The sequence below is a fragment of the Nocardia suismassiliense genome, from assembly GCF_900269665.1.
GTDB classification, from domain to species: domain Bacteria; phylum Actinomycetota; class Actinomycetes; order Mycobacteriales; family Mycobacteriaceae; genus Nocardia; species Nocardia suismassiliense.
In genome coordinates, this window is sequence record NZ_LT985361.1 from 6,943,712 (window position 1) to 6,959,433 (window position 15,722).

The 15,722-nt window shown below is 67.9% G+C and carries 21 protein-coding genes; 8 read left to right on the forward strand and 13 right to left on the reverse strand.

What is annotated here, in order from left to right; translation table 11 throughout:
- Window positions 1-297: 297 nt before the first annotated feature.
- The 3 genes from DBO33_RS30865 to DBO33_RS30875 all read right to left on the reverse strand — a co-directional run bounded on the left by DBO33_RS30865 (window position 298) and on the right by DBO33_RS30875 (window position 2,196).
- Complete coding sequence (locus DBO33_RS30865) at window positions 298-747, reverse strand: nuclear transport factor 2 family protein (protein WP_107658194.1); 450 nt, start codon at window positions 745-747, stop codon at window positions 298-300.
- Between the two features lie 29 nt (window positions 748-776).
- Window positions 777-1,664, reverse strand: a complete 888-nt coding sequence (locus DBO33_RS30870; protein WP_107658195.1) for a pyridoxamine 5'-phosphate oxidase family protein — start codon at window positions 1,662-1,664, stop codon at window positions 777-779.
- 70 nt (window positions 1,665-1,734) lie between these two features.
- Complete coding sequence (locus tag DBO33_RS30875; RefSeq protein ID WP_107658196.1) at window positions 1,735-2,196, reverse strand: VOC family protein; 462 nt, start codon at window positions 2,194-2,196, stop codon at window positions 1,735-1,737.
- 154 nt (window positions 2,197-2,350) lie between these two features.
- Between DBO33_RS30875 and DBO33_RS30880 the strand changes: the two genes are divergently transcribed.
- A complete protein-coding gene (locus tag DBO33_RS30880; RefSeq protein ID WP_107658197.1) occupies window positions 2,351-2,869 on the forward strand; it encodes a CGNR zinc finger domain-containing protein in 519 nt (172 codons plus the stop codon).
- Window positions 2,870-2,872: 3 nt separating this feature from the next.
- On the opposite strand, the gene DBO33_RS30885 is transcribed toward DBO33_RS30880, so the two are convergent.
- The 3 genes from DBO33_RS30885 to DBO33_RS30895 form a co-directional block, all read right to left on the reverse strand.
- Window positions 2,873-4,117, reverse strand: a complete 1,245-nt coding sequence (locus tag DBO33_RS30885; RefSeq protein WP_234391135.1) for an aminoglycoside 3'-phosphotransferase — start codon at window positions 4,115-4,117, stop codon at window positions 2,873-2,875.
- Entirely contained in the window at window positions 4,114-4,305 is a 192-nt protein-coding gene (locus DBO33_RS30890; protein ID WP_107660734.1) for a DUF3046 domain-containing protein, read from the reverse strand. Before DBO33_RS30890 ends, DBO33_RS30885 begins: the two co-directional genes overlap by 4 nt.
- A gap of 175 nt (window positions 4,306-4,480) precedes the next feature.
- Window positions 4,481-5,644: a glycosyltransferase gene (locus DBO33_RS30895; RefSeq protein WP_107660736.1), complete on the reverse strand. Its 1,164-nt coding sequence runs from the start codon at window positions 5,642-5,644 to the stop codon at window positions 4,481-4,483.
- A gap of 143 nt (window positions 5,645-5,787) precedes the next feature.
- On the opposite strand from DBO33_RS30895, the gene DBO33_RS30900 reads away from it, so the two are divergent.
- Window positions 5,788-6,402, forward strand: a complete 615-nt coding sequence (locus DBO33_RS30900; protein WP_107660737.1) for an HD domain-containing protein — start codon at window positions 5,788-5,790, stop codon at window positions 6,400-6,402.
- Here DBO33_RS30900 and DBO33_RS30905 read toward each other — a convergent pair.
- The 3 genes from DBO33_RS30905 to DBO33_RS30910 form a co-directional block, all read right to left on the reverse strand.
- A complete protein-coding gene (locus DBO33_RS30905) occupies window positions 6,384-7,091 on the reverse strand; it encodes a PIG-L deacetylase family protein (RefSeq protein ID WP_107658198.1) in 708 nt (235 codons plus the stop codon). The genes DBO33_RS30900 and DBO33_RS30905 overlap by 19 nt on opposite strands.
- A 253-nt stretch (window positions 7,092-7,344) precedes the next feature.
- Window positions 7,345-7,518 (reverse strand): hypothetical protein, encoded by a 174-nt coding sequence (locus DBO33_RS43665; protein ID WP_167768782.1) that lies wholly within the window; start codon window positions 7,516-7,518, stop codon window positions 7,345-7,347.
- The gene (locus DBO33_RS30910) at window positions 7,452-8,594 is read right to left on the reverse strand and encodes a LysR family transcriptional regulator (RefSeq protein WP_159080610.1); all 1,143 of its coding nucleotides are present in this window, start codon (window positions 8,592-8,594) and stop codon (window positions 7,452-7,454) included. The genes DBO33_RS43665 and DBO33_RS30910 overlap by 67 nt, the downstream gene beginning before the upstream one ends.
- A 99-nt stretch (window positions 8,595-8,693) precedes the next feature.
- On the opposite strand from DBO33_RS30910, the gene DBO33_RS30915 reads away from it, so the two are divergent.
- Together DBO33_RS30915 and DBO33_RS30925 are read left to right on the forward strand one after the other, a co-directional pair.
- On the forward strand, window positions 8,694-9,197 hold the full coding sequence (locus tag DBO33_RS30915) for a cupin domain-containing protein (RefSeq protein WP_107660738.1): 504 nt from the start codon (window positions 8,694-8,696) through the stop codon (window positions 9,195-9,197).
- A gap of 181 nt (window positions 9,198-9,378) precedes the next feature.
- Window positions 9,379-10,287, forward strand: a complete 909-nt coding sequence (locus DBO33_RS30925) for an AfsR/SARP family transcriptional regulator (RefSeq protein WP_107658201.1) — start codon at window positions 9,379-9,381, stop codon at window positions 10,285-10,287.
- A gap of 97 nt (window positions 10,288-10,384) precedes the next feature.
- Here the strand turns inward: DBO33_RS30925 and DBO33_RS30930 are convergent, their stop codons facing one another.
- The 4 genes from DBO33_RS30930 to DBO33_RS30940 all read right to left on the reverse strand — a co-directional run bounded on the left by DBO33_RS30930 (window position 10,385) and on the right by DBO33_RS30940 (window position 13,227).
- Window positions 10,385-11,134, reverse strand: coding sequence for a PRC and DUF2382 domain-containing protein (locus tag DBO33_RS30930; protein ID WP_107658202.1), 750 nt, complete (start codon window positions 11,132-11,134; stop codon window positions 10,385-10,387).
- Window positions 11,135-11,170: 36 nt separating this feature from the next.
- Window positions 11,171-11,338, reverse strand: coding sequence for a hypothetical protein (locus DBO33_RS43145; RefSeq protein WP_159080611.1), 168 nt, complete (start codon window positions 11,336-11,338; stop codon window positions 11,171-11,173).
- 123 nt (window positions 11,339-11,461) lie between these two features.
- Window positions 11,462-12,109 (reverse strand): response regulator transcription factor, encoded by a 648-nt coding sequence (locus DBO33_RS30935; protein WP_107658203.1) that lies wholly within the window; start codon window positions 12,107-12,109, stop codon window positions 11,462-11,464.
- The gene (locus DBO33_RS30940; protein ID WP_199856811.1) at window positions 12,106-13,227 is read right to left on the reverse strand and encodes a sensor histidine kinase; all 1,122 of its coding nucleotides are present in this window, start codon (window positions 13,225-13,227) and stop codon (window positions 12,106-12,108) included. Before DBO33_RS30940 ends, DBO33_RS30935 begins: the two co-directional genes overlap by 4 nt.
- A 133-nt stretch (window positions 13,228-13,360) precedes the next feature.
- Between DBO33_RS30940 and DBO33_RS30945 the strand changes: the two genes are divergently transcribed.
- The 4 genes from DBO33_RS30945 (at window position 13,361) to DBO33_RS30960 (ending at window position 15,716) form a co-directional block, all read left to right on the forward strand.
- Entirely contained in the window at window positions 13,361-14,083 is a 723-nt protein-coding gene (locus DBO33_RS30945) for a class I SAM-dependent methyltransferase (protein WP_107658204.1), read from the forward strand.
- Window positions 14,080-14,733 (forward strand): DedA family protein, encoded by a 654-nt coding sequence (locus tag DBO33_RS30950; RefSeq protein WP_107658205.1) that lies wholly within the window; start codon window positions 14,080-14,082, stop codon window positions 14,731-14,733. The genes DBO33_RS30945 and DBO33_RS30950 overlap by 4 nt, the downstream gene beginning before the upstream one ends.
- Window positions 14,723-15,409: an HAD-IA family hydrolase gene (locus DBO33_RS30955; protein ID WP_199856812.1), complete on the forward strand. Its 687-nt coding sequence runs from the start codon at window positions 14,723-14,725 to the stop codon at window positions 15,407-15,409. Before DBO33_RS30950 ends, DBO33_RS30955 begins: the two co-directional genes overlap by 11 nt.
- Window positions 15,410-15,521: 112 nt before the next feature.
- Complete coding sequence (locus tag DBO33_RS30960) at window positions 15,522-15,716, forward strand: hypothetical protein (RefSeq protein WP_107658206.1); 195 nt, start codon at window positions 15,522-15,524, stop codon at window positions 15,714-15,716.
- Window positions 15,717-15,722 lie beyond the last annotated feature (6 nt).

Here is a 15,722-nt window from a genome sequence, read left to right on the forward strand (position 1 = left end):
ACATGACGGCAGCCCCACTCACACTTCGGCGCCCTCAGGTCCCGTCGACCACGCTCGGCACAGCCAGCGGGACATGATGGCGGCCCCGCTCACACTTTGACGTCACCATGTTCCATCGACCATGGACCCATCGATAGCAACCTCCACCCAGGTTTTCCCGTGAGTAGTGCTGAGCACGTCGCCTGCCGTACCCGGCTTACTCCGCAGTCAGTCACGCGACGTGAACCTTCCAGCGTGGTCATCTGGCTGTGGTTGCGGCACAGACGCTTCGGACAAAGGAGGCTTGGTGGCGGTGGGTTACTGCTGCGGGAGGATCGACTCGTCTCCCGGGTCGCGTGGGCCGGGAATGCGGCGGTCCGATTCGGCGATGCGGACGTCGTTGATGCTGGCTTCGCGGCGGGACATCAGACCGTTGGGGGCGAACTCCCACTGTTCGTTGCCGTAGCTGCGCCACCATTGGCCGGTTTCGTCGTGCCATTCGTATTGGAAGCGCACCGCGATGCGGTTGCCTTCGAAGGCCCAGAGGTCCTTGCGCAGTGCGTAGCCGTTTTCCGAAGCCCATTTGCGAGTGAGGAATTCGATGATCGCGGGGCGGCCGGTGAAAAACTCGTCGCGGTTTCGCCAGACCGAGTCCTCGGTGTAGGCGGCGGCGACTCGTTCGGGATCGCGGGTGTTCCAGGCATTTTCGGCGGCTAGCACCTTGACCTTGGCGGATTCCAGATCGAACGGCGGCACTGGGGGTCGCATGAACGTCTCCTCTCGGTGAGCGGGTGGTGTCAGGGGTTGACGGGGGAAAGCTCGGGTGGGCCCCAGCGCAGTGGTCCCGCGCTGGGGCGTTCGACCACTTCGGTGAGGGTGAAGTAGATCGAACATTGCGCGCCGGCGGCGAAAGTTTCCGGCGCCCAGGTCAACTCGGCGGTGCCGGTGAGTTGCAGGGTGCCGCCGGTGGCCCAGTCGGGGATGAGGATGCCGCAGCGCGGGTTCACCTGGATGTTCCCGAGGGTCATGAACATCGAGTTGCCGCGGTAGTCGGGCCAGCGCAGGTGGGTCGGCGAAAGCACCTGGAGGAAACCGGGATTGCCGCCGCGATGCGAGGCGTCGGCGTTCCCCTCGGTGTCGGCGGTGGCGACGAAGAAGGTGTCGGCCGCTGTGATCATCGCCTGCTGACGTGCGTCGAGCTCGGTGCCGTGTCGGGGCAGCGGCGGCTCGGCATCCGGCTGATAGGACTCAAGTTGCCTGCGGGTGATGTATTTCGGGCAGTTCGAATAGACCTGGTCGGTGACGATCCGCAGGCCGTCGCCCACGGCGGTCGCGGTGCCGTTGACGCGCATCCGCCTGCGCCGCTGCGGTTGCAAGGCGATCATGCCGATGGGTGCCGACCGAGTCAACGCCTCCCGCAACGGATCTCCCACCGCAGGCCGTGCGTCGACGGCGATGGTGCCCGCGTCGACCGCGTGCACGAACCCCGGCGGACCGGCCAGCTCACTGGCCCAGAGCCTGCCCGTGTCATCGGCGGCACCGACCACCACCATCGGCTGCTCGGCCAGGAAAGACGCGGCGACGGCCGGGATGTCGGCCCGGATCATCCGGCCGACCCGGTCGGCGACCGCCGCCTGACCCATGCGCTGCTGCACGGCGAGTTCGCCGGAATGGAAGGGCGCCATCGCATTTACTCCTGTCGCGGGCGTTGCTCCGGCGGATCTGCGCCGCCGGAGCGTTCAACAAGGCTGCGGCTCAGAAGAATCCACAGGTGGGGGCCGCGCCGCTGGGGGCGGGGGCGGACTCGGCACCGGTCGGCGCGTAGACCTCGAGCCGGATACCGTCGGGATCGGCGAAGAAGATGCCGCCGGACGCCACGCCTTCACCGTGCGCGACGACACCGTCGTGCACGATCGGCACCTGCTGCTCGCGCAGCGCCGCCTCGACCGCCCGCACCTGGTCGATGGTGTCCACTTGGAACGAAAGATGGTGCAGGCCCGGGGTTTCGACAGAGAACGCGCCCGCGCTCTGCTGCCACAGCGTCAACGTGAGCTTGCCCGCCGCGCCGAGAAACGCCCATTTCCGTTCGCCGTCGGTGCTGGCGGCGAGCTGCTCGAAACCCAGTGCGCGGCGGTAGAACTCGACCGAACGATCCAGATCGGACACGTTCAGCCCGATATGCCCGGTAACGAGCTGGGGTGCGGCAACCGTGGTCATGCAATCCTCCTCAATCGGTTAAACCGTCTATATCGGTTTAACTGGTTAGAAGATAGCCACAGCCGGGCGCCGCCGTCAACCTGTAAACTGTTTTTAACCGGTTAGAGAAGTGCCGGATGACTCGACCACCAGAAGGAGCTCGATACCCTCAGTCATGCCCGATCCACGCCCCCACCTCGGCGAACCGCCGGCCCTCGACCTGCTGAACACGCGGTGGAACGAGAACGGACACCCACAGGACCTGCTCACCGATGCGGCAGGTCTGGGCATCTGGCTGGCCTCGGCAGGACTGAGCGATCGTGCGACCGCCGACCAGGCGACCCTCGACGCACTCGTATCAGCGCGGACCGCCATCTACGACGTGGTGCAGAGCGCCGCCCACACCGCGCTGAACGAGGTGCTCGAGCACGGCCGGATCCGGCGCACGCTCACCGACGCCGGCCCCGCCGATGTCGTCGACGTCCCCGACCCCACCTGGCTACCCGCCTGGCTGGCGGCCGACAACCTGCTCCAGCTGCTCGCCGAAGCCCCGGACCGCATCCGCCAGTGCGCCCACCCCGACTGCGTACTGTTCTTCTACGACACCTCGAAGAACGGCACGCGCCGCTGGCATTCGATGGCGACGTGCGGCAACCGCACCAAAGCAGCCCGCCACTACGCGAAAAAGCCTTGAACCTCAGAACAATTCGTCGAGCAGGCGGTAGTACTCCAGGCGATGGCGATCCGGTTCGCCGAGGCCGTACGCGGCGAAGAAGGCGGTCACCTCGGCCTCGCCGAAGTCGTCACGCAGATCCCGCACGGCCAACGCCAGGTCGCGGTACCGATCCGCCACCCCGAGCGCGCCGACGTCCAGCAGGATCGCACCCTCGAGCACGTTGGGTGGGGTGAAGTCGCCGTGCGCCACGACCAAGTCCTCCTGCTGGGGACGTTCGTCGAGCAGTCGCGCGAGGATGTCTTCGGCGGCGAGTCCCGCGTTCTCGTCATCGAAGTTGTCGAGGTCGACCAGGCCCTCGATGACGTGCCGGCGCGCCTGCGCCAGCACCGCGTCGAGCCGTCCGTCGAAGGGACACTCGGCGATCGGAAGGTCGTGCAACCGGCGCAGCAACGTCCCCATGACCGCGCCCACCGACGACTCACCCGCGCCCGCGTCGTCCCGCGCGGCCAGGCTCGCGGCGCCCGCGTCGGCCAGCACCAGCACGTCGCCGTCGAACACTACGGTCTCCGGCAACCGAATCCCCCGGTCGCGCAGCCAGTTCAGTCGCTCGTGTTCCGCAACGGCCTTCGGTCCCCGCTTGACCCAGTAGGTGCCGTTGACGAAAGCGACACCGCCGCTCTGCCCTTCGTGCTCGACCGACCAGGTCGCATCCGCACCGAGCAGTGCGGCGACCTTAGGCGGCAATGGAATCGGCAGTGCCGGAAGCCTTTCCAGCGCGACCCGGGTGGATTCGATCAGTTCCGGATCGCCTTCGGCCGTCCGCAGGTCGAACGCCTCGCGTAGCAGCGCGTGCGCCTCGGTCAGCTGACCTTGCTCGGCCAGCGCCTTACCGAGATGCTGTACGGCGAAGGACAACACCTCCGGCGCGGCCACCCGTGCGTGTTCGACCGCCCGGCGATACAGCGTCTCGGCGGTACCGGCGTCGCCGTGATAGCGGTAGACATCGCCGAGATTGATCCACACCGTGATCCGGCGTTCCTCGGTGTCCACCAGCTCCAACGCCCGGTCCAGCAGATCTAGGGCCTCGCCGTAGCGGCCGAGCAGCATCGCTTCGATCCCGGTCTGCCGGAAGCCGGCGAAGTCGGTCGGCTGGGCCTTCGCCAGCCGCGCCGCCAGGCGTTCCGGGTCCACCGGGATCATCCGCTCGCGCTCGTCGAACCGGTAGAGCGGCTCCTCCTGCTCCACGGCCCGCTTCGACGTACTCACCAGCGTCCCCGCGGCACGTCGAACTCCGTGCAGAGCGCCCGCCACACATCGCGCGGATCGACCCCCGCTTCGATGGCATCGGCCCCGGTCCGCCCCAGCGCCGGGATCACATGATCGGCCAGCAGGGCATCGCCCCGCGCCGATCCGAATTCGGTATGCAACAGCTCCTGGAACTCCGTCAATCGCACCGTGCCCAAGATACTCGCGCAGACGCGGGACCCCCACCTGCCCTGCTGCTCACCGACCGCGGCCGCACGGAGCAGCCGCGGTCTTACCGAACGGATCGGCCACAACGACGCCACTACGCAGCGGCCCGATGACGGCGGCGGTGTCCGACACGACACCGCCAAGCGCCGCGGCGCACTATCCCGTGCGCACCGAGTCGAGGACGTGGTGACACAGCTCGATCGGATCGGCGACGTCCGCGGCACCGGCCGCAGCTTCTTTCGCGGCGGTGGCGAAGCGAGGAGTAGTCAGGATCTCCAGCACCGCGGCGCGGACGGCGGTCGCAGTCAGCGGCCGTACGAGCAGTGAACTTCCTTGGCGGACAGCCCGATTGGCGAGTTCCCATTGATCGCCGCCGCCGGGAACGGTAACGACAGGAACGGCGGCGGACAACGACTTCGCGAGCAGGCCGTGCCCGCCACCGCCCACGACTACCGAAGCGTGCGTGAGCAGTTCATCCTGGCGCCCCAAACCGGCTGTGGCCCAAGGCGGTAGGTCGGCGGGCGGGGTGTCGAGCATCGAGATCGCCACGCGGACATCGGCACCCGCGAGGGCTTCGAGCACCGTCTCGACCATGCCGGCCACGCCGGTGTGCGCGGTGGACGGGGCGACCATCACCAGCGGAGCATCCCCGGGCGGCGGCGCCAGGATCGCTTCGGTGGGTTCCCAGAAGAGGGGGCCGATGACGTGGGTGTTGTCCGGCCAGTCGGGACGCGGCACCTCGAGCGCGGGCAGGGTGGCGATCAGGCGGGCGGCGGGACCCGGATCGGTGGCGGGCAGGCCGACACTTTCGCGAGCCTGTGCACGCTGACGCAGACCGTTGCGGATGTCACGAGCGGTCATGGTGCGCAGCACACCATCGCGCATGCGGCCACGTAGCCCCTCGCCGGGAGCCAAGCCACTCCCGATGGGCGGCAAGGCTTTCGACGGCAGATAGAGCGGATGCGGGGACAGCTCGACCCAGGGCACGCCGAGCCGTTCGGCGGCCATCCCACCGCCCGCGGTGAGCACGTCGGAGACGACCAGTTCGGGCAGCATGGCACCGAGGTCGGGCAGGATCTCGGTGGAGATGTGCGCGGCGCGCTCGTGGATGCGCTGGCCCGCGTCGGTGTCGTCGTCGGCCGGGCGCGGGGCGAGCCCCTTCAACCGGCGCACGCCGATACCGGCCTCGCGCGCGGCGTCGAACCAGCGCGGGCCGGTGAACAGCACCGGCTCGTCACCCGCGGCCAGGAAACGCAAGCACAACGCGATGGCGGGAAAGGCATGCCCCGGATCGGGTCCCGCAACTACGGCTACTCGCATCCGCATAGCCTGCCACACGCGGTTACGGCTCGACAGCAGCTACGTGCCGCGTCTTCACCTGCTCGACAGCAGAACTTCACGTGACCTCCGACGCGAGCCGCGTTATGGTCTAGACCAATAAGTGCCGGAGAGTGGGAGCGATCGTGCGGGTGTCCACCGTGGACGAATTGATGGTGCTGCTGGCGAACGGCGCGGACGTCTGGGACATGCCGGACCGCAGCGGCGATCCGGTCGACATCCTCGACCACGACCGGCAATGCGCGGAACTGCTGCGGCAGCGTTATCCGCTGGATGCGGAGTTACAGGTCGCCGGACTGGTGCACGACATCGGCCACCAGCTGGTGCCCGGCGACGACGCGGGCCACGGCAGACACGGCGCGGATGCGATCCGTGTACTGCTTGGTGATCGCGTCGCGCGGCTGGTCGAGTTGCATGTGGTCGCAAAACGCTATCTGGCGGCGACCGATTCAGCGCACACCGCGCGCCTGTCCCCCTCCAGTCAGCGCACCTTGCTGGCGCAGGGCGGCCCGATGAACGCCGCGGAGATCGCCGAGTTCCGGGCCGACCCGGATTTCGATGCCGCCCTCGCTCTGCGGCGTGCCGATGATGCGGGCAAGGTGGTCGGCCTGACCGTCGCGCCCTTGAACTCCTGGCTTCCCGTCATCGAACGCGTTGCTGCTGAACAAAATCCGTTCCACCAAGATGAAGTAGACCGAGGCGCCCCACCATCGGCGCCGAGTCAGCCGCCGAAGTGGTAGAGCTCGAAGCCGACCGCACGCTCCGCGGGGAAGCCTTCGATCGGGCCGGTTGCCCGGTCGACGATGGCGCGAACCTGGTCCTGCACCGGTTCCGAACTGAGCACCTCCAGATACCGGCGATGTTCAGCCAACGACGCCTCGGCTTGATCGATGTGCGCGGTGACGTCGACGGCGTGAGTCACCTTGGGGCCCAACACCGCTGCCCAACGCGCCGACCACGGCGCATCGGTGAGCTCCGGGAAAATCCATTCATTGCCCGCGTCGGAGATGGCGTCCAGTGCCGCGCGGCCGACGGCACGATGATCGGCGCTGTTGGCGAACCCGGGAGCCCAGGTGTCACCGAAGTTGAAGAGCACCACCAGTTCTGGCTGGTGACGGCGGATCGCGGCAGCCAGGTCGCGACGCAGTTGCAGGGTCTCCTCGACCCGCCCGTCCGGGTATCCGAGGAACTCCACCTGTTGCACGCCAACGGCTTTCGCGGCGGCGATCTCCTCGGCCTCACGCAGTGGCCCGGACTCTGCGGGTGGCAGTCCGGCGATCCCGGCCTCGCCGCTGGTGACCAAGGCATAACGAATGTCTTTGCCCTGCCCCGTCCAGCGCGCCACAGCCGCAGCCGCACCGTATTCGATGTCATCGGGGTGCGCGACGATGACGAGCCCGCGCTGCCAATCCTCAGAAAGCTGCTCCACTAGCTGTCCCCTCTCACCGTTTTCCGTGGTCAGGTCAGACTAGAGTGCCGTGATCACCCGGGAACGCGGCAGCCCAAAAAGAAAGGGGCCGCGCGCTTTCCCCTCATCGGGGAGCGCACGGCCCCTGGCCGGACGGGTTCGCGACTTCGCTCGCGCCTCCTGGTGGCATCCCGGCCACACCTGGACCGTCCGACTACCGCCCACCCGGCTTCGCAGCGCTTCCCGGCGCGCAGAAGCCGTCTGCGGACGGGAGCTACAACTTGCTGACCGAGGAGTTGTCCGAGCCCGACACCGCCTTGTACAGCAGGTACAGCCCGAACACGATGGCGCTGATCACCAGGATCGGGAACAGCCCCTTGATCAACGCACCGATGATGGCCAGCGCGATCCAGACGACCGCGACGATACCGATGATCTTCCACAACATGTGCCAGCCTCCGAGGGTCTCTGCGAACCGCTCTCCGACGATCCGACATGTTCCACTCTGGCAGCCGCGTGACGATAAATCACCAGGTCAACGCCGATATCCGGGTGAAGATCAGGGTTCACCCTGACTACCGGCCCGCCGCAGGTAGCACCCCGGACGATCAGGGCGTGTCGATCGTCGCCCTCGGCGACCAGCTCGGCGCCCACCTTTTGCGCGATCCGGACGAAGGCCGTCACCAGCGGCCGATCCTCGCCCGCGCGGCACGCGACGGCCAGCACCGCGGGCGCGACATCGAGCAGTGGCCGGGCGACGACACCCGACCACGGGAAGAACCGCGACACCGAGGCGACCGACACCGCGACCGCCTGGCCACTGCCCACCGCGGCCAGCAGATCCTCCAGCGTGGTCACCTCGGCGCCGATGAGCAGCGGACCGTCGCGGTACTCGGCCAGCGTCATGAAGTCGCGCGACGCGAGATCCCGGTTGTCGATCCACCATGCGAACGGTTGCACGGCCAGGTCCGCGGGCAAGACCGTCGGGCCTGCGGCGAGCGGATGGTCGGCGGGCAGCAGGGCGATCCGCTCCTCGGCCAGCAGTGGCGTCACGTCCAGGCCGTCCGGCGCGGGCAGCCAGATCAGCCCGACATCCGAGGTCCCGGCCAGCACGCCGGCACTCGGATCGTCGAATTCGACCTTGCCGACGGTCAGCGCGACGTGCGGATAGTCCGCCGCGAAGGCGCGCAGCACCCGCGGCGTGATGTCCAGGCCGGTCGCCACCCGGATGCCGATGATCAACTCGGTGCGCTCCCCGGACTCGGTGTCGCGGGTATCGGCGATCGCCGCGCCGACGGTGTCCAGGATGCCGGGCACCCTGGCCAGCAGCGTCCGACCGGCGTCGGTGAGCGTCACCTGGCGACTGTTGCGCTGGAAAAGCGTTGCGCCGATGCGTGTTTCGAGCTGCTTGATCTGATTGCTCAGCGCCTGCTGGCTCAGGTGCAGCCGAGCCGCCGCCCGGGTGAAGTTCAGCTCGGTGGCCAGTACGTGGAACGCACGTAGGTGCCGGAATTCCACATCCACAAGTCTGGATTGTAGATCCGACAGCGGATCGGTGTTTCCGTTCTCGGTCCAGCGGATCGACCATGAACACATCGGGATCACCAATCGAGGAGCCGCACCTTGCCGGAACAACACCGTCACGAACTCGGGCAGCACCAGCCGATCGCGGAATGGGCGTTCGGCTGCCTGGTGATCTGGCATCAACTCGCCGAGACCACGGGCGGGGTGCTGTCGCTGGCGGAGGTCGTGGTGGCGAAAGGTGACGAGCCGCCGGTCCATCTGCACTCCCGCGAGGACGAACTGTGCTTCGTACTGGAAGGTGAGCTCACCGTGCACCGCGGATTGGCGCGCATCCACGCCGAACCAGGCACTTCCGTATGGTTGCCACGCGGCATCCCCCATGGTTTCGCGGTGCACACCGCAACGGCGCGGGTGCTGCACCACTACACCCCCGCCGGTGTGGAAAAGGTGCATCGCGCGTTCGGCACAGCGGCCACGGAACTCGCACTGCCGCCCAACAACTTTCGCCGTCCCTCGGGCGCGGAGGTCGAAGCCGAGTTCGCGCACTACGGGATCACCCTCATGGGTCCGGCTCTCGCGCATCGGAGGGGAGCGCGAGAATGACTGTGGCACAAGTCAGCACATGCCCAGCGCCAGCGGGTCGGGGTGATACGAGATCGCCTGCGATCGGTGCCACCGTGGCGCGGCTTTGTGCGAAGTCCTCGGATCGGATACCGAAGCGGGTGCTGCCGGTGGTGCGGCAGCGACTTACCGAGAACGGCGCGCATCCGACAGAGGCCCAAGAATGACTGCGGCGCAGGGCATCACCCGTCCTGCCCACATCCCCGACACGGGGCAGGCGCAGGTGCGTGTGCTCGGGCCGGTGTGGGTTACCGACGGCGTGCGGGCGATCGGGGTGGACCGGCCGCTGGAGCGGGCGGTGCTGGTCCGGCTCGCGCTGGCGGGTGGGATTCCGGTGCCCGATCGGCGACTCGCCGCCGACCTGTGGGGTGATGGGGAGATCTCGCGACCGGTCGAACGGTTGCGGGTTGTCGTGTCACGGTTGCGGACGGCACTGGGCGAGCACGGCACGACGGTGCTGCGCACCCCGGCGGGTTATCGCACGACGATGGTCGCCGGTGACCTGCTGGCCGCCGAATCCATCGCGGATCGGCTGCATGCGGCGCGGCGGGCGGGGCGGTATGCGGAGGTCGGTGCGGCCGCCGACGAGGCGCTGCGGCTGTGGCGCGGGCCTGCGCTGGCCGACCTGCTGTGGGCACCGTACGCGGCGGTGGAGGCGAGCAGGCTGGACGAGTGGCGGCTGGAATTGACCGTTGCCGGGCTGGATGCCACGCTGCGGCTCAGCTCCGGAGTCGAATGCCTCAGGGAGATGGGCATTTTGGCGGGCGAGCATCCGCTGCACGAGCCGCTGGCCCGGCTGCACGCGCTGGCGCTCTACCGTGCGGGCAGGCAGGTCGACGCACTCGATCGCCTGCGCTGCCTACGACTGAACGTCGCCGAGCAGTTCGGCGCCGCGCTCGCACCGGAAACCGTGGAGCTAGAGCTTCGCATTCTGCGGCACGATCCGGCGCTACGTCCGGCTGGGTTCGCCGAAAAGTTGAGCACGCCTTCATATTCGACGCAACGGATAATTCGGTACCGCGACGTCGCGACCGCCGCCCATAGATTCCGGCACTTGAAGCCAGGTTGCTGAATACTGTTGCCGCCCTTGCCGACAGGGGGCAGATATCTGGGTGAGGATCAGGTTTACCCCGATCCTCACCCAGCGATATCTATCGGCGAACCGATGCTCACCTACGACCCGGGTTGCGGCGATCGTTCTCCACACCCTCGGTCTCGATCCGCTCCTTACGCACCGTGTCCGAGACGGTCTGCTCGTCCTGGACCTCGTCGACGGCGAGGCGAACCCGCTCGACCGGCACAGCTTCCTTCTGCACCGTCACCCGCTCCTCGTGCAGCGTGACCTCGGCCTCCTGCTCACCGATGTCGGCGCGACCCATCTGCGACCGGTCGGTGATCGGCTCGCGCTCGATCCGGACCTCTTCGTGGGTCGTCGGCACGGTGACGGACTGCTCCTCGGTCACCACGTACTTGTGCAGACGTGCGTGGCCGACCTCTTCGTTCTGCTTGTCGACCGCCAGGCGCTCCTCGGAACGCACCATGCCCCGGTCGTCGGGGCGGCGGCCGCCGCGCATCTGCTGCTTGCCGCCCAGCTCCATGCCGGCCCGGTTCGGGTCGATGTGGTAGTGGTCGAACAGTTCGCGCTCGGCTTCGGGGCTGATCAGACCGTCGTGCTCGAGATGCGGCGCGGTCTTCACCTCCTCCTTCTCGACGCGCACCTGCAGTGCTTCCGGGTCGTGCCGCAGTTGGGCACCCGCCAGCGGGACCAGCGAATCTCCGCTGAACATCCCGGTGGTCACCGAGACCCAGGTCGGTGCGCCGGAGGTGTTGTCGACGTAGATCCGCTTGACCTTGCCGATCTTGTCGCCTTCCGGGTCATACACAGCGCTTCCGATGAGTTCTTCCAGCATTCCGGTCATGATGTGATTCCTCCGCGTACATTCGATGGAAGTGATTCAGGCACTTGCCTTTTGATCGGACTGGTCGAGATCCTCGGCGATTCGCTGCGATTGCCGCGAGCGTCGGACCGGATCATCGACGTTGCCCCAGGCCAGATATCTGCTGACATCCAGCCGTTGCGTGTCCTGGTCGATCGCGGATTTTCGGTAGGCAATATCAAGCATCAGTCTGCTCCTGCCCTTGTAGTGAATGTTCCCGATTCCTGAGATGGAACCCGGCCGATCAGCTACATGAAGGCAACTACCCGGCACGTTCCCCACCAAACACCCCGACGGCGAAATCGGCCCTCAAGCGGGGGATATGTCACGGGCGAACAGTGCGGCCTGGACCCGGTTGGTGACTTCGAGGGCGGTGAGAATACGGCTGACGTGTGCCTTCACCGTGCTCTCACGCATGCCGAGAGTCGAGGCGATGTCCGCGTTGGTCGCACCTTCGGCGAGCAACGCAAGCACGTCGCGCTCACGTGGTGTCAGCCGGTCGATGCGCTGCTGGGCCGCGGCGGCGCGTGGGCGGGCGGTGTGGTGGTAGCGGTCGATGAGCCGGCGGGCGGCCACCGGGGGCAACATCGCCGACCCGGCGGCGACCAGATGGACCGCGCGCAAGATCTCGGCGGGGTCGGTGTCCTTGAGCAGAAACCCGTCGGCACCCGCGGCGAGTGCGTTGTAGACGTATTCGTCGAGGTCGAAGGTGGTCAGTGTGATGATCTTCGGCGGATGCGGCAGGGCGCGCAGCCGGGTGATCGCGGTGATGCCGTCCATCCGGGGCATCCGCACGTCCATCAGGGCGACATCGATGCGGTGCACGGTCGCCTGCTCGATCGCCTGGAGACCCTCGGCGGCCTGCGCGACCACCTCGATATCGGGATCGGTGCCGAGCAGGTCGGACAGGCCGAGGCGGACGAGGGCGTCGTCGTCCACGATCATGGCTCGGATCACTGGGCGGTTCCGTTCTGTGTGGGACGGGGCAGGGTTGCCGCGACGCGCCAGCCGCCCGCGCCCGCTGGGCCTGCCTCGAATTGCCCGCCGAGGGCGGCGACGCGTTCCCGCAGGCCGATCAGTCCGAAGCCGGAGGATACCACTGGATCTTCTTGTGCCCCAGTAGTATTGGTGACCGCGACCGAAGTCGCGAGGTCGGTGTACGCGACCCGGATGACGACCGCGGCGGCACCTGCGTGCTTACGGGCGTTGCTGAGTGCTTCCCGCACGATGCGGTACACGGCTAGGCGGTGAGCGAGCGGGGCCTGTTCCGGATCGCCCACGGTGCTCGACTCGACGTCCTGCCCGGCTGTGCGCGCCTGGTCCACCAGATCGTCCAGCTCTTGCAGCGTGGGTGCGAGTTCCGGTGCGGCACCGGTCTCGTGCAAGGCACCGAGGACTTCGCGAAGCTCGTTCAGTGCGGCGGTCGAGGTGCTGCGCAGCAGGCCGAGCCGTTCGACCACCGGGGCGGGCAAGGTGTCGGTGCGGGTGGCGAGTACGCCGCTGTGCAGGGCGAGCAGGCTGAGCCGGTGCGCGAGCACGTCGTGCATTTCGGCGGCGATCGCCGAGCGTTCGGCCAGCCGGGCGGCCTCCTCGCGCAGTTCCCGTTCGATGCGCAGGTGCTCGACCTGCTGGGCGAGCGCGTCGATGAGCCGCCTGCGGCTGCGCACCCACATGCCGAGGGCCACGACGAGAGCCAGCAGCAGGGCAGGGCCGAAACCTCGGGGCTGCCAGAGGTCGAGGGTGGGGCGGATCAGCAAATTCGCCGACAACGCACCGACCACCGCAACTATCGCCGGACGCAGCCGCCCGAGCGCGGCGAGTTGGAAGGCGATCACCAGCAGCGGCAGGATCAGCCCCCAGCCTCCCGCGGCGAGCACGGCGACCACCATCGTCACCAGCGGCCAGCGGTGGCGGCCCGCGGTGGACAGACCGGCCAGCAACGCGACGAGAACCGGTAGTTCCAGCCACCTCCCGCCCACGGACACTGCGGCGTCCTGCACCGACAGCGCGGTGACCAAGCCGGTCAGCGTCGCCTCGGCCCACCACGGCCAACGAGTCGGTGTGTCTGTCTGCACTCCCCCACCGTAGAGCCGGATACCGGTCGGTTACCTCCGCCTATCGGCCGCATCGACCCCCTACTTTCGTCGGGGTTCCGCGTCGCACAACGGCGGATTTGCGCAGGCCAGTTGCTGCATAGCGTCGAAAACCATGCAGAGCCATACTATTTCGCACCGTCGAGGGTCCTCGGGGTGGATGTTCCTGCGCGAGGCCGTCCGCGATCTGCGCACCACCGGGGCGATCGCGCCGAGCAGCCGCCGCCTCGCCGCCGCGCTCACCGAACCGGTGCGCGCGCAGTCCTGGCGGCCGCTGGCGGTGCTGGAGGCCGGGGCGGGCACCGGATCGGTCACCCGCGCGCTGCTCCCGTTGATCGGGCCGGGCAGCCGGTTGGACGTGGTGGAGCCCAATCCTCGGTTCACCCAACACCTCAGGGACTTGGTCCACGACTACCCGGAGCCGGCAGGCGCCGCGTTGCACGTCCACGAAAGCTTCGTCGAACAGCTCGACACCGGATGCCGCTACGACGTGATCGTCTCCGGACTGCCGTTCACCAACTTCACACCCACCGAGGTCGAAGGGATCATGAGCCGATACTTCGAGCTCTTGCATCCCGGCGGGACGCTGACTTTCTTCGCCTACCGCGGGACCCGCGTGGCTCGATCGATACTGTCCTCGCGCATCGAGGCGGCGCGACATCGTCTCGTCGACGACGTACTGCACCGCTACCGCGACCGATACAGCGATGGGCGCGTGCACATTTGGGGGAATCTGCCGCCCGCCGACGTCTGGCGTCTCAGAGCTCCCGTAGCCGCCGGGGCGTCCCTCGAATCGGTGGCCTCGGGCCTCAGCGAAGCACCAAGGCGCACAACATGACTGGTCTCGCGGATCTGCTGGATCGAATCCCCGCCCTAGCAGCCTATGGCGTCGTAGTCGCCGCCGTACTCGCCGAATCAGTGCTGCTGATAGGCGCTTTCATCCCGACTCTCACGCTTCTCTTGACCGCGGGAGCGCTGGCCAACACCGGACAGCTCGACCTGGTCATGCTGATCTTCGTTACCGCCCTCGCCGTGATGGCCGGCGATGCGCTCGGGCATCGGACCGGGCGACTGCTCGGTGATCGACTCCGGACCCATCGGCTCGGACGGCGCATACCGGAGGCGATGTGGCGGCAGACCGAACGCGCGATGGATCGGCGGGGCAGCGAAGCGATAGCACTGGGACGATTCCTGCCCGTGATCCGGACGCTGACACCGCATCTGGCGGGCGCGACGGGGTTGCCGTACCACCGCGTCGCGCCGTACAGCGCGGGCGCGGCCGTAGTGTGGGCAACAGCAGGGGCAGGGATCGGATATGCGGCCGCTACCTCCGCACAACGCCTGATCCCGCTGGCCGCTCCCGCGCTCGCCGCGGTCGCCGGCCTGATAGCGCTCGTCACCTGGCTGCGGGCGCGCCGCTCGAGGCTTACGAGCCCCCGAGTGCTGGAAACGATGATGACCGAGGAGGAACAACACCTTGCCCATTGATGTGGCTTGCACCGCAGTGCTTTTCGATTGCGATGGCGTGCTCGTCGACTCGGTCGACAGCGGCGAGCGCGCATGGACGCGCTGGGCGCGAGAGTACGGTCTCGATCCCGCGGTGGTGCTGCCCGGTATTCACGGTCGCCGCTCGATGGAAACGGTGCGCCTGTTCCTGCCGGAGGATGCGCGGGTGGCCGGGCTGGCCCGGATCGAGGACATCGAGATCTCCGGGGCCACCGACACCGCGGCGCTGCCCGGCGCGCGCGAACTGCTGGTAGCGATGGCGGCGGACTGGGCCATCGTGACGTCGGCGTCGGCCGCTCTCCTCGCGGCGCGGTTAGGCGCGGCCGGGATCTCCCTACCGTCCGTCACCATCACGGCCGCTGACGTCGCGGCGGGCAAACCGGCCCCGGATGGCTATCTGCTGGCCGCGCAGAAACTCGGTCGGCCGATCGAGCACTGCGTGGTCTTCGAGGACAGCGTCGCCGGGGTGGCGGCGGGGATCGCGGCCGGACCGCATTGCGTCGTCGGCGTCGGCGAGCAAGCCCTGGATGGCCCGGCCGACTTCGTCGTGCGCGACCTCTCGGGTACCAGCCGGACCGAGCACGGTTTACGCTTCGCGGAGGCTTCGATTTTGCGCTCTCCCGGCCGTGACCTCGGTCAGTGTACGGTTGTACTCTGATCTTGCGCGGAGCGTTCCGGATAGCGGCAGTCAGGAAGGGATGGTCGATCTATGTACACATGTTTTTCGGCACACACTTATTCACTCGATCTCACGTGACGGTCGGTGCCTGATGGAAAATGAACTCGCCCAAGAACTCGCGGCCGCCGCACGCCGCCACGGTGGCGCGATCGCCGGCATCGTCGGCGGCGCCGCCCGCAAAGCCTCCTGGGAGGTGCTCGACCTGGTGGCCGAGGGCCGTGAACTGGTGAACGCCGCGCTGCGCGCCAGGGCCGAAGAACTACGCCGCCGAGACCAACTGCGCTGAATCCGG

Coding starts and splice junctions, on each gene's coding strand:
- DBO33_RS30865 (WP_107658194.1), bottom strand. CDS start 747: ATGCGACCCCCAGTGCCGCCGTTCGATCTGGAATCCGCCAAGGTCAAG.
- DBO33_RS30870 (WP_107658195.1), bottom strand. CDS start 1,664: ATGGCGCCCTTCCATTCCGGCGAACTCGCCGTGCAGCAGCGCATGGGT.
- DBO33_RS30875 (WP_107658196.1), bottom strand. CDS start 2,196: ATGACCACGGTTGCCGCACCCCAGCTCGTTACCGGGCATATCGGGCTG.
- DBO33_RS30880 (WP_107658197.1), top strand. CDS start 2,351: ATGCCCGATCCACGCCCCCACCTCGGCGAACCGCCGGCCCTCGACCTG.
- DBO33_RS30895 (WP_107660736.1), bottom strand. CDS start 5,644: ATGCGAGTAGCCGTAGTTGCGGGACCCGATCCGGGGCATGCCTTTCCC.
- DBO33_RS43665 (WP_167768782.1), bottom strand. CDS start 7,518: ATGTTGTGGAAGATCATCGGTATCGTCGCGGTCGTCTGGATCGCGCTG.
- DBO33_RS30925 (WP_107658201.1), top strand. CDS start 9,379: ATGACTGCGGCGCAGGGCATCACCCGTCCTGCCCACATCCCCGACACG.
- DBO33_RS30930 (WP_107658202.1), bottom strand. CDS start 11,134: ATGACCGGAATGCTGGAAGAACTCATCGGAAGCGCTGTGTATGACCCG.
- DBO33_RS43145 (WP_159080611.1), bottom strand. CDS start 11,338: ATGCTTGATATTGCCTACCGAAAATCCGCGATCGACCAGGACACGCAA.
- DBO33_RS30945 (WP_107658204.1), top strand. CDS start 13,361: ATGCAGAGCCATACTATTTCGCACCGTCGAGGGTCCTCGGGGTGGATG.
- DBO33_RS30950 (WP_107658205.1), top strand. CDS start 14,080: ATGACTGGTCTCGCGGATCTGCTGGATCGAATCCCCGCCCTAGCAGCC.
- DBO33_RS30960 (WP_107658206.1), top strand. CDS start 15,522: ATGGAAAATGAACTCGCCCAAGAACTCGCGGCCGCCGCACGCCGCCAC.